Genomic DNA, 11,138 nt, shown 5'->3' with positions numbered 1-11,138 from the left:
GCTGTCTCGGCCTTCGCGGGAGGCGGTCTCCGAAAGGCCTCGACCGGGGACCTGGGGCGGGCGCCGGTCCGGGGGCGCGGGACTCATCTGGTGCCGGGGGTGGACCCACGATTCTTCCTTTGCGCGTGATCGGCGCAGGATTCTCCCTTCGCGCGTGCCCGCGGTGGATCCTCCACCGCACGAGCGCCCAGACGGTGGAATCCACACCGCTCGGCGCCTGCGGTCGTCAGTGATTGTCCCTTCGCGTGGAACGGTCCACGAGAAGGGAGAAGCCCTGACCACCCCCGACGCGCAGAAGGAGAATCGTGCGTCCAACCCCCAACCCCCAGCACCCGCCACAGCCCGAGAACCCGGACCGCGTCCTGCGCCAGCCGCCCGGTCGAGGCCTCTTGGAAGCCGACCCCGGCGCGAGCCGAGGCAGCGCAGCAGCGAGCCGAAGCCCCCGCAAGCGGTCGCGTCTCCAGCCAGCCCGACGCGCCGACCTCAGAGCACGGGCAGCAGCCGGTCGATCTCGAACTGGGTCACCTGGGACCGGTAGGCCTCCCACTCCTGGCGCTTGTTGCGCAGGAAGAAGTCGAAGACGTGCTCGCCCAGGGTCTCGGCCGCGAGCTCGCTGTTCTCCATCTCGCGGATCGCCTCGTCCAGGTTGCGCGGCATGGGCGTGAGGCCCATCGCCTTGCGCTCACGGTCGGTCAGCGACCACACGTTGTCCTCGGTCTCGGGCGGCAGGCTCGAGCCGTTCTCGATGCCCTTGAGCCCGGCGGCGAGCACCAGGGCGTAGGTCAGGTAGGGGTTGCAGCCGGCGTCGATGCCGCGGTGCTCGACACGGGCGGACCCGCTCTTGTGCGGCTTGTACATCGGCACCCGCACGAGGGCGGAGCGGTTGTTGTGGCCCCAGCTCAGGTAGTTGGGCGCCTCGTAGCCGCTGGCCAGACGCTTGTAGGAGTTGACCCACTGGTTCGTGACGGCGGTGATCTCGGGGGTGTGCTCCAGGACCCCGGCGATGAAGGAGCGGCCCGTGGCACTGAGCTGGTACTCGGCGCCGGCCTCGTAGAAGGCGTTCTCGTCACCCTCGAACAGCGAGAGGTGCGTGTGCATCGCCGAGCCCGGGTGGTCCGTGAAGGGCTTGGGCATGAAGGAGGCCCACTTGCCCTGGCTGAGGGCCACCTCGCGCACGACGGTGCGGAAGGTCATGACGTTGTCGGCCGTGGAGAGGGCGTCGGCGTAGCGCAGGTCGATCTCCTGCTGGCCTGGTCCGCCCTCGTGGTGGCTGAACTCGACGCTGATGCCCATGTTCTCGAGCATCGTGATGACCTCGCGACGGAAGTCCTGTCCCCCGCCCTGGGCGGTGTGGTCGAAGTACCCGGAGTCGTCGACCGGCACGGGCCTGCCGCCGACGTCGGGCTTGCCTCGGAAGACGTAGAACTCGATCTCGGGGTGCGTGTAGAAGGTGAAGCCCGCCTCGGACGCCTTGTGCAAGGTGCGCTTGAGCACGTGCCGGGGGTCGGCGAACGACGCACTGCCGTCGGGCATCGCGATGTCGCAGAACATGCGCGCGGTCGCGGGGGCCTCGCCCCGCCACGGCAGGATCTGGAACGTCGACGGATCGGGCTTGAGGAGCATGTCGGCCTCGTGCACCCGGGCGAAGCCCTGGATGGCCGACCCGTCGAAGCCGATGCCCTCGGCGAACGCACCCTCGAGCTCGGCGGGAGCGATCGCGACGGACTTGAGCGACCCGAGGACGTCGGTGAACCAGAGCCGCACGAAGCGGACGTCGCGCTCCTCGAGCGCCCGGAGGACGAAGTCTTCCTGCTTACCCATGGGGCTGAGTCTCGCACGGGTCGTGTTACGGCGATGTTACGTGGCTGACGCGCCTCACGGGGCGGGTGACGACGTGCCCTCGACCATCCGTCCGCGGACGTACTGCCACCCCTCGTCGCCGCGCACGAAGCGGCTGACCTCGTGGAGCACGCCGAGCCCGGCCTCACGATCGGTCCCGCCCCACGCCGCGCGGAACTCGACGACACCGAAGGAGTCGTCGGGCCCACCAGCCTCGGTGCGAAGCACCTCCAGCCCGGTCCACACGAGAGCCGGGTCGTGGTCGATGCGCGCCGGCCGGGTCGTGGGGTGCCACGTGCGCAGCAGGTAGCCGCCGTCGCCGAGCACGCAGGCGGTGTAGCGCGACCGCATCAGCCGCTCGGCCGTCGGTGCCGCACCACCGGCGAGGAACGGCCCGCAGCACGTCGCGTAGGCGTCGCCGGTGCCGCACGGACAGGTCCTGGCCATGGCGCCATCATGGTCGGTCGAGCCCTAGGCTGGTCGTGTGCCCCAGCTGCGTCTCGCCCTCGCCCAGGTCAACCCCCGCGTCGGGGACCTCGACGGCAACGTCGAGCTCGTCGTCGCGGCCGCGCACGACGCGTCCAGGGCCGGGGCCCACCTGCTCGTGATGCCCGAGATGGTCCTCAACGGCTACCCGGTCGAGGACATGGCCTACCGGCTGTCGTTCATCGAGGGCACGCGCGACCGCGTGCCCGCCCTCGCCGCGCGCCTCGTCGAGGAGGGCCTCGGCGACCTCGTCGTCGTCGTCGGGCACCTCGACACCGCGAAGGACCACGTCGACACCGACCGGCTGGGGGTGCCCAAGAACGCGCCCACGAACTCCGCGTCGGTGCTGACCGGTGGTCGGGTCGTGACGCGCTACGACAAGCACCACCTCCCCAACTACGGCGTCTTCGACGAGTTCCGTCACTTCGTGCCCGGTGACGAGACCCAGGTCGTGCAGGTGCACGGGGTCGACGTCGCGATCGCGATCTGCGAGGACATCTGGCAGGACGGACCCTCCGCGGCCGCCGACGCCGCCGAGGCGGGACTCCTCGTGGTGCTCAACGGCTCTCCGTACGAGGCGGCGAAGGACGACGTGCGGCTCGACCTGTGCGCCCGTCGGGCCCGCGAGGGCAGCTGCGCGCTCGCGTACGTGAACCTCGTCGGCGGGCAGGACGAGCTGGTCTTCGACGGCGACTCGCTCGTCGTCGACGCCGCGGGCGAGCTGGTGGCACGCGCCGCCCAGTTCGAGCCGGAGCTGCTCGTCGTCGACCTCGACCTGCCCGCCGCCACCGCGCCCATGCCGGACCCCGGCACGCGCTTCCACGGCCTGCGGGTCGAGCGCACCGTGATCTCCTCCGATCCCCTGCCGGCCTACGAGCCGGCGGTGCCGGTGGTCGCCGAGAGGTGGGACGACCTCGGCGAGCGGTACTGGGCGATCGTGCTGGGCCTGCGCGACTACGTGCGCAAGAACGGCGCCTCGTCGGTGCTGCTCGGCCTGTCCGGCGGCATCGACTCCACCCTCGTCGGTGCGATCGCGGTCGACGCACTGGGCGCCGAGAACGTCTTCGGCGTCTCGAACCCGAGTGACTGGTCCTCCGAGCACAGCCGCACCGACGCCGCCGAGCTCGCGCGCCGCACCGGCCTGCAGCTCGACACCGTGCCGATCGGGCCCATCTTCGACGCGTTCCAGTCGACGTTGGGCCGGACGACGACCCGGCTCGACGGCATCGCCGAGGAGAACCTGCAGGCGAGGATCCGCGCCGTCGTCTGGATGGGCCTGTCGAACCAGCACGGGCACCTCGTCCTCGCGTGCGGCAACAAGTCCGAGCTGGCCACCGGCTACTCCACGATCTACGGCGACGCGGTGGGCGCGTACGCCCCCATCAAGGACCTCCCCAAGACCTTGGTGTGGGAGGTCGCCCGGTGGCGCAACGCGTGGGCCGAGGAGCGTGGTGAGCAGCCTCCGATCCCCGAGAGCACCATCAGCAAGCCGCCGTCGGCCGAGCTGCGTCCCGGTCAGCTGGACTCGGACTCGCTGCCGCCCTACGAGCTGCTCGACGCCGTGCTCGACGCCTACGTGGAGCGCGACCTCGGCTCGGCGGCCGTGATCGCCGAGGGCTTCGACGCCGCGCTCGTGGAGCGGGTGGTCACCCTCGTGGACAAGGCCGAGTACAAGCGTCGCCAGTACCCGCCCGGACCCAAGGTCAGCCGCCGCAACTTCGGCCGCGACCGCCGCGTGCCCATGACCAACGCGTGGCGCGAGTCGCTCGACTCGTGACCTCCCGCACATCGACGCGACATCCGGCGTCGATGCGGCAGGATGGGACCTGTCCGTGGACCCCCACCGAGGGGCTGCGAGAAGAGAGGGACCCACCATGACCGAGCACACCCCTGCCCCGACGTCGGCCGAGGAGACTGCCCCCTACGGCAGCGCGAGCACCTCCGCGCCCGACTCCCCCGGCTCGAGCCCCGCCACACCCGTGGCAGCCGGCCCGACGACCGACCCCGCGATCCGCCGCGTGCGGACGCACCACCTGCAGCAGTGGAAGGAGCAGGGCCACAAGTGGGTCATGCTCACGACCTACGACCAGTACACCGCCGCCACGTTCGACGAGGCCGGCATCCCGGTGCTGTTCATCGGCGACTCCGCGGCCAACAACGTGTTCGGGTACGAGTCCTCCCTGCCGGTCACGGTCGACGAGCTGCTCCCGCTCGTGAAGGCCGTCACCCGCACCGCCCGGCGTGCCCTCGTGGTCGCCGACCTGCCGTTCGGGTCCTACCAGCGCTCGCCTGAGCAGGCGTACGACACGGCGGTGCGGTTCATGAAGGAGGGCCAGGCCCACGTGGTGAAGCTCGAGGGCGGGGCCGAGATGGCTCCGCAGATCGAGCTGCTCACGAAGGGCGCGATCCCCGTCATGGCGCACATCGGCTTCACCCCTCAGTCCGAGCACGCGCTCGGTGGCTACCGGGTGCAGGGCCGTGGCGACGCCTCGGCGAAGCTGATGGAGGACGCCCTCGCCGTGCAGGAGGCCGGTGCCTCGTCCGTCGTCATGGAGATGGTGCCCGCCCCCATCGCGGCCGAGATCACCCGCACGCTGCACATCCCCACGATCGGCATCGGGGCCGGAGCCGACTGCGATGCCCAGGTGCTCGTCTGGCAGGACATGCTGGGCCTGCGCACGGGCAAGGCGCCGCGCTTCGTGAAGCGCTACGCCGACCTGCACTCGGTGATCCTGGGCGCCGCCCAGGAGTTCGCAGCCGACGTCGCGGGCGGCACGTTCCCCGGGCCGGAGCACACCTTCGACTCCTGACCGCGAGCCCGGCCGACGTGGCCCGGCTCAGGTGCGCCAGTCGAACAGCGAGACGCCGACGGCGTTGACGGCGAACCAGGCCGCCAGGGCGTAGAGCGGCACCCAGGTGGCGCGGGCCGGCTGGGTCGCGATCGTGCGACGCAGCACCGGCACGAAGCACGCCAGCACGACGAGGTGCAGCAGCACGCCCCACCACGGCGCGTAGAGCACGGTGGAGATCACCAGCCACAGCATCACCACCAGCCCGGTGACGCCGATCCACGGACCCGAGCGGTCGAGCTGCAGGTTCGTGCGGCTCACGCGTCGGCGGAGGGCTTGTCGTCGTTCCAGTCGGGGTCGTTGTCCCACGACTCGTTGCGCTCCTGGACCTTGTCGAGGGCACGCGCAGCGTCGGCCTCGGTCGGGTAGGGGCCCAGGCGGTCGGCGGCCTTGCAGCCGTCCTCACCCTCGACGGTGTGGTGCTTGAGACAGAAGAAGAATGCGGGGGCCTCGGCGCTCATGGACCCATCCTGCCCCACCCTCGGTGCCGATGCCCCTCGCGATCGTCGGAGGCGGAGCGGCCTCGTAGCATCGGGACGTGTCTCCCCTCGTCGCCGGCCGCGTCTCCCCCGTCCGCCACGTCCCGTCGCGCATCGACCGGCCCGAGTACGTCGGCCAGCCCGCTCCCCTGCCCTACCGCGGGTCTTCGGTGCGCGATGCCGACACGATCGCGCGCATGCGGGTCGCCGGCAGGATCGCAGCGCAGGCGCTCGACGCGGTGGAGGCGGCGATCGCACCGGGCGTGACCACCGACGAGCTCGACCGGGTGGGCCACGACTTCCTCGTCGCCCACGACGCCTACCCGTCGACGCTGGGCTACCGCGGCTACCCGAAGTCGCTGTGCAGCAGCGTGAACGAGGTGATCTGCCACGGCATCCCCGACGACCGTCCCCTCGAGGACGGCGACATCGTCAACATCGACATCACCGCCTACGTGGACGGCGTCCACGGCGACACGAACAAGACCTACCTCGTCGGCGACGTCGACGAGGAGTCGCGCCTGCTCGTGGAGCGCACCCGTGAGGCCACCCACCGCGCGATCCGCGCGGTCAAGCCGGGTCGTCAGATCAACGTGATCGGTCGGGTCATCGAGGCCTACGCCGCGCGCTTCGGCTACGGCGTCGTCCGTGACTTCACCGGCCACGGCGTGGGCCCGGCGTTCCACGACGGGCTGATCGTGCCGCACTACGACGAGCCGTCGGCCGACACGATCATCGAGGTCGGCATGACCTTCACGATCGAGCCGATGCTCACCCTCGGCTCGATCGAGTGGGACCTGTGGGACGACGGCTGGACCGCCACCACCCAGGACCACTCCCGCACCGCCCAGTTCGAGCACACCCTGCTGGTGACGCCCGAGGGTGCGGAGATCCTCACCCTCCCCTGACCTGTCCTCCGGACGCACACGTTCGAGAGCCGTGGAGCCTGCCCGCGTGGCACACGGTCGAGGCGTGCTGAAGTCGCCGGACACCTGAGCAAGCGTCCCCACCCACGCAGGACGGCACCCCCGGCGGGGGTGCCGGGCCGTGGGCGGCGAGGCACCCCCGCCGGGGGTGCCGGGCCGTGGGCGGCGAACAGGAAGAGTGAACGAGGCGGCCTGTAAGCCGGATTCTGTCCCCGGTCCGAGGACCGGGGGGCGACCATCCATCTGGGTCACGCATCGCTGCGCGCCTCGAGCGACCTACCCGCTGACATCGGACGAGCAGCCCGTCAGCGCAGGCGCCGGAGCGCCCTCTTGGTCTTGCTCCCGGTGGGGTTTACCTAGCCGACGCCGTCACCGACGTCGCTGGTGAGCTCTTACCTCACCGTTTCACCCTTGCCCGCACCCCGTCACCCAAGAGGGTTCCGGGGCCGTTGGCGGTCTGTTCTCTGTGGCACTGTCCCGCACGTCACCGTGGGTGGCTGTTGGCCACCACCGTGCTCGGTGGAGTCCGGACTTTCCTCGACGGGCCTGAGCCCGCCGCGGCCGCCCGGCCGCCTCGTTCGTGGGCCAGTCTAGGGCGCGCTCGTCACGTCCTTGCAACCTTCGGTCCCTACGCTGGCGTCGTGGAGGTCGAGGAGATGCCGTCCGATGCCGTGGCGAGGACCGGGGGTGGGGTCGGTGACCTGCGCCCTCGGCTCCATCCCGAGCCCGTCGTGTACGCGATCGTCTCGCAGGGCTTCGACACGTCCACCGCCCTCGCGGCGGTGCGCGAGGCCGAGGGGCTCACCGTCGTGGTCGAGCAGACGGAGGCCGACGAGGACGGTCTGGTGTACGAGTTCGTCGGCGCCTGGATCACCCTGACGGTGGTCTCCGCGCTCGACGGTGTCGGCCTGACGGCCACGATCTCCGCAGCGCTGGCCGGCGACGAGATCGCGTGCAACGTGGTCGCCGGGTTCCACCACGACCACCTCGTGGTTCCGTGGGACCGACGTCACGATGCGCTCCGTGTCCTCGATGCCCTAGGCTGAGGGCTGCGAAAGGGAGTAGTCCCCAATCGCTGCGTCGACATACTGAAGCCGGGCCCTCGGGTCTGTCCTCCGGTGCAGCGGGCCAGACCGGCGACGGTCTCGGCGGACGAGACTTTCGACCCATAGATCGTTGACGATCCTGGGTCGAGGCTCGTCGATCATGGCTCCTCGTCCTGGGGGACGAGGAGTTTCTTCATGTTCGAGGCCCTGTGGCTCAGCACCGCTGTCATCTTCGTCGCCGAGCTCGGCGACAAGAGCCAGCTGATGGCGATGACGTTCGCCACCCGGTACCGGGCGCGTGACGTCATCATCGGCATCACGGCGGCGACGGCGGTCGTCCACCTCGCGTCCGTGGGCATCGGCTACTGGATCGGCACGAGCTTCGAGAAGTACCAGTCCGGGATCGCGATCGCCGCCGGTGTGGCGTTCCTCGGCTTCGCGCTCTGGACGCTGCGGGGCGACGAGCTCACCGAGGGCGAGGCCGACAAGGCGCGCAAGGCCACGGGCTCGGCCCTGCTGGCGGTGGGTCTGGCCTTCTTCCTGGCCGAGCTGGGTGACAAGACGATGCTCGCCACGATCACCCTCGCCGTGCGCGAGGACTGGTTCGGCGTCTGGATCGGCAGCACCGTGGGCATGGTGGCGGCCGACGCGCTCGCGATCGGCGTCGGCGCGGTGCTCGGCAAGCACCTGCCGGAGCGGGCGATCCGCTACGGCGCCGCCGTGGCGTTCGCGATCTTCGGCGCGCTGCTCATCTTCGAGGGTGTGCGCTGATCGCCGTCCGCTGCCTCGCTAGGCTCGCCCGGTGCTGATCGTGCTCCCGCCCTCCGAGGGCAAGACCGCACCGTCCGACGGACCCGTGCTGGACCTGGCCGCGTTGTCGTTCCCGCGTCTCACGCAGGTGCGTGACCAGGTGTCGCGGGCCCTGGTCCGTCTCGCGGGCACCCGACGGGCCGCCGAGGTGCTGGGGCTCGGCCCCACGCAGGCCGATGCCGTGGAGACCGACGCCCGTCTCTTCGAGGTGCCGTGCGCACCGGCGGGCGAGGTGTACACCGGCGTGCTGTTCGGCGAGCTCGACCTCGCCACCCTCGACGACGCTGCCACCGCCCGGGCCGAGCGGACCGTGGCCGTCGCGAGCGCCCTGTTCGGCCTGGTGCGGGTCGGCGACCCGATCCCTGCCTACCGCCTCTCCGGCACGGTCACGCTGCCGCGCCTGGGCCCCGTCGCCGGTCGGTGGCGGCCGGTGCTGCCGCAGGTCCTCGACGACGAGGTGGCCGACCGGCTGCTCGTCGACCTGCGCTCGGGCGCCTACGTGAACCTGGGCAAGCCGTCCGCGGGTCTCGCCCCCCGCACCGCCACCGTCCGGGTGCTGCACGAGCAGGACGGCCGCCGCAGCGTCGTGAGCCACTTCAACAAGGCCACGAAGGGGCGGCTGGTGCGCGCACTGCTCACCGAGGGCGCCTCGCCGGCATCGGTGGACGAGCTGGCCACGGCGTGGCGCGACCTCGGCTGGACGGTCGAGCAGGACGGGACCCGTCTCGACGTCGTCACCACCGGCGCTCACTGACGATCGGCGCATCCACGCCGTACCGTCCGATCGCGGCCGTCTACTCGGGGACGATCGAGAACCCGCGCAGCGACGGCGTGCCGTCAGGCCACCACGCGATGGTCGTGATGCTGGCCGGGGCCAGCTCCATGCGGTGGATGATCGACATCGGCCCGTCCAGGGCGAGCCTCGTCATGAGCTTGATGGGCGTCACGTGGCTGACGACGACGACGGTCTCACCCGGGTGTGCCTCGACGATCCGGTCGCGCGCCTGCCGCACCCGCTCCTGCACCTCGTCGAAGGACTCCCCGCCCGGTGGGGCCACCGCGGTCGAGGACAACCAGGTCGACAGCTCGTCGGGCCAGTCCTCCATGATCTCGGCGAAGCTGTGGCCGTCCCAGTCACCGAAGGCGGCCTCCTCGACACCGTCGTCGACGCCGACCGTCACGCCGGTCTCTCGGGCCACGAAGCCGGCGGTCTCGCGGGTGCGGCGCAGCGGCGAGGAGATGATGGCGTCGACGTCGTGGTGGCGAGCGATCCAGGCCGCCGCCCGCGCGGCCTGCGCCTCGCCCTCGGCAACCAGGCCGGGGTCGGAACCACCCTTGCCGCAGAACAGCTTGCGCACGGTGTTGGCCGTGACGCCGTGCCTGAGCAGCACGAGCGTCGTGGGGCGGCCGTGCACGTCGCCCCTCCAGCCGAGCAGCGGGTTGGTGTCCTTGCCGGTACCACTCGGCGGCGCCTCGAGCGGTGCGGTGACGTCGTCGGCCGGCGGCACCGGGGTCGTCTCCTGCCGGGCGGCCGTGCCCACGACGGCGGGCTCGCCGGTGCGGGCCTGGGCGTCCAGCGCCTCGTTGGCGAGGGCGTCGGCGGCGGCGTTCTGGTCGCGCGGGATCCACGTCCACTCGACGACCCGGTCGGCGAGCCCCCGGGCCTGCTCGGCCAACGGCTTCATCGACGCGTGCTTGATCTTCCAGCGTCCTGCCATCTGCTCCACGACCAGCTTGGAGTCCATGCGGACGACGACGTCGGCATCGGGAGCGTGCTCGGCGGCGAGCTCGAGCCCGGCGATGAGTCCGCGGTACTCGGCCACGTTGTTGGTGGCCCTGCCGATGGTCTCACCGCGCGTGGCGAGGACGTCGCCGGTGGACTCGTCGCGCACCAGCGCACCGTAGGAGGCGGGCCCCGGATTGCCCCGCGACCCTCCGTCGGCCTCGACGACGACCCGCCCGACGGCGGCGGTCACAGCCCGGACTCGGCCGTCCGCACCAGGATGCGACTGCACTCGGGGCAGCGCACGACGTCGTCCTCGGGCTGGGCGGCGATCTCGCGCAGGTCGGCGCCGTTGAGCTCCAGGCGGCACCCCTCGCACCGGCGCGCACGCAGCGCAGCGGCACCGAGCCCGCCGTACTGGTGACGGACCTTGTCGTACAGGGCGAGCAGGTCGGCCGGAACGCCGGGAGCCACGCTCTCGCGCTCCTCGTTCACCGCGACGACCTCGGCGTCGATGGCCTCGACCGCGGCGTCGCGGGCCGCGGTGACGTGCGTGAGCTCGGCCACCAGCGCGTCGTGGTCGGCGGTGACCGCCCGGAGCTCGGCCTGGGCGATCTCGAGCTGCTCCATGATCTCGAGCTCCTCGTCCTCGAGCGTCGAGATGCGACGCTCGAGTGCGCCGAGCTCGTGCTGGAGGTTCTCGAGGTCCTTCGGGTTGGAGATCGCACCGGAGGAGAGCCGCTCCTCGTCGCGCGTGCGGCGCGTCTTGACCTGCTCGACCTCGGCGTCGGCCTTCTTCTGGGCGCGCGTGAGGTCGCTGACCGTCGTCTCGACCTCGACCTGGCGGCCGCGCAGCTGCGCGACCTCGGCGGTCAGCTCCTCGATGCGGGCGAGCTCGGGCAGGGAACCGCGGCGGTGCTGGAGCCGGGCGAGGGCGGAGTCGGTGTCCTGGAGGTCCAACAGGGCCTGCTGGGCGGACG

The 11,138-nt window shown here is 71.4% G+C and carries 12 protein-coding genes and 1 other RNA gene; 6 read left to right on the top strand and 7 right to left on the bottom strand.

Going from position 1 to position 11,138, the window contains the following annotated elements; all coding sequences use genetic code 11:
* Positions 1 to 483: 483 nt before the first annotated feature.
* Together ASF37_RS12980 and ASF37_RS12975 are read right to left on the bottom strand one after the other, a co-directional pair.
* The gene (locus tag ASF37_RS12980) at positions 484 to 1,821 is read right to left on the bottom strand and encodes a glutamine synthetase family protein (protein ID WP_055965561.1); all 1,338 of its coding nucleotides are present in this window, start codon (positions 1,819 to 1,821) and stop codon (positions 484 to 486) included.
* 54 nt (positions 1,822 to 1,875) lie between these two features.
* Entirely contained in the window at positions 1,876 to 2,286 is a 411-nt protein-coding gene (locus tag ASF37_RS12975) for a YchJ family protein (protein ID WP_056581074.1), read from the bottom strand.
* Between the two features lie 37 nt (positions 2,287 to 2,323).
* Here ASF37_RS12975 and ASF37_RS12970 point away from each other — a divergent pair, with 37 nt between their 5' ends.
* Together ASF37_RS12970 and panB are read left to right on the top strand one after the other, a co-directional pair.
* A complete protein-coding gene (locus ASF37_RS12970) occupies positions 2,324 to 4,102 on the top strand; it encodes an NAD+ synthase (protein WP_056555465.1) in 1,779 nt (592 codons plus the stop codon).
* 97 nt (positions 4,103 to 4,199) lie between these two features.
* Entirely contained in the window at positions 4,200 to 5,135 is a 936-nt protein-coding gene (gene panB, locus ASF37_RS12965) for a 3-methyl-2-oxobutanoate hydroxymethyltransferase (protein WP_082481976.1), read from the top strand.
* A 27-nt stretch (positions 5,136 to 5,162) separates the two neighbouring features.
* Here panB and ASF37_RS12960 read toward each other — a convergent pair whose 3' ends face one another.
* A complete protein-coding gene (locus ASF37_RS12960; protein ID WP_055965554.1) occupies positions 5,163 to 5,435 on the bottom strand; it encodes a hypothetical protein in 273 nt (90 codons plus the stop codon).
* A complete protein-coding gene (locus ASF37_RS12955; RefSeq protein WP_055965552.1) occupies positions 5,432 to 5,635 on the bottom strand; it encodes a hypothetical protein in 204 nt (67 codons plus the stop codon). Before ASF37_RS12955 ends, ASF37_RS12960 begins: the two co-directional genes overlap by 4 nt.
* Before the next feature lie 77 nt (positions 5,636 to 5,712).
* On the opposite strand from ASF37_RS12955, the gene map reads away from it, so the two are divergent.
* Positions 5,713 to 6,561: a type I methionyl aminopeptidase gene (map, locus tag ASF37_RS12950; protein ID WP_055965550.1), complete on the top strand. Its 849-nt coding sequence runs from the start codon at positions 5,713 to 5,715 to the stop codon at positions 6,559 to 6,561.
* A gap of 197 nt (positions 6,562 to 6,758) precedes the next feature.
* On the opposite strand, the gene rnpB is transcribed toward map, so the two are convergent.
* Positions 6,759 to 7,156, bottom strand: an RNA gene (rnpB, locus tag ASF37_RS14780) — RNase P RNA component class A.
* 64 nt (positions 7,157 to 7,220) lie between these two features.
* Here rnpB and ASF37_RS12945 point away from each other — a divergent pair.
* From ASF37_RS12945 to ASF37_RS12935, 3 genes are all read left to right on the top strand, one after another.
* On the top strand, positions 7,221 to 7,625 hold the full coding sequence (locus tag ASF37_RS12945; protein ID WP_235497661.1) for an ACT domain-containing protein: 405 nt from the start codon (positions 7,221 to 7,223) through the stop codon (positions 7,623 to 7,625).
* A 195-nt stretch (positions 7,626 to 7,820) separates the two neighbouring features.
* The gene (locus tag ASF37_RS12940) at positions 7,821 to 8,396 is read left to right on the top strand and encodes a TMEM165/GDT1 family protein (protein WP_055965548.1); all 576 of its coding nucleotides are present in this window, start codon (positions 7,821 to 7,823) and stop codon (positions 8,394 to 8,396) included.
* 31 nt (positions 8,397 to 8,427) lie between these two features.
* The gene (locus tag ASF37_RS12935) at positions 8,428 to 9,189 is read left to right on the top strand and encodes a YaaA family protein (protein ID WP_056581071.1); all 762 of its coding nucleotides are present in this window, start codon (positions 8,428 to 8,430) and stop codon (positions 9,187 to 9,189) included.
* Positions 9,190 to 9,229: 40 nt separating this feature from the next.
* Here the strand turns inward: ASF37_RS12935 and ASF37_RS12930 are convergent, their stop codons facing one another.
* Both ASF37_RS12930 and ASF37_RS12925 read right to left on the bottom strand, forming a co-directional pair.
* Positions 9,230 to 10,411, bottom strand: coding sequence for a bifunctional RNase H/acid phosphatase (locus ASF37_RS12930; protein WP_056581068.1), 1,182 nt, complete (start codon positions 10,409 to 10,411; stop codon positions 9,230 to 9,232).
* Complete coding sequence (locus ASF37_RS12925; RefSeq protein ID WP_235493011.1) at positions 10,408 to 11,118, bottom strand: zinc ribbon domain-containing protein; 711 nt, start codon at positions 11,116 to 11,118, stop codon at positions 10,408 to 10,410. The genes ASF37_RS12930 and ASF37_RS12925 overlap by 4 nt, the downstream gene beginning before the upstream one ends.
* Positions 11,119 to 11,138 lie beyond the last annotated feature (20 nt).

Source organism: Aeromicrobium sp. Leaf289 (assembly GCF_001423335.1).
Classification (GTDB): Bacteria; Actinomycetota; Actinomycetes; order Propionibacteriales; family Nocardioidaceae; genus Aeromicrobium.
This window is presented reverse-complemented; position numbering and strand designations above follow the sequence as displayed.

What these genes read in the sequence shown, in the direction of transcription:
- ASF37_RS12980 (WP_055965561.1), bottom strand. Translation starts at nt 1,821, where the DNA reads ATGGGTAAGCAGGAAGACTTCGTCCTCCGGGCGCTCGAGGAGCGCGAC.
- ASF37_RS12975 (WP_056581074.1), bottom strand. Translation starts at nt 2,286, where the DNA reads ATGGCCAGGACCTGTCCGTGCGGCACCGGCGACGCCTACGCGACGTGC.
- panB (WP_082481976.1), top strand. Translation starts at nt 4,200, where the DNA reads ATGACCGAGCACACCCCTGCCCCGACGTCGGCCGAGGAGACTGCCCCC.
- ASF37_RS12955 (WP_055965552.1), bottom strand. Translation starts at nt 5,635, where the DNA reads ATGAGCGCCGAGGCCCCCGCATTCTTCTTCTGTCTCAAGCACCACACC.
- ASF37_RS12940 (WP_055965548.1), top strand. Translation starts at nt 7,821, where the DNA reads ATGTTCGAGGCCCTGTGGCTCAGCACCGCTGTCATCTTCGTCGCCGAG.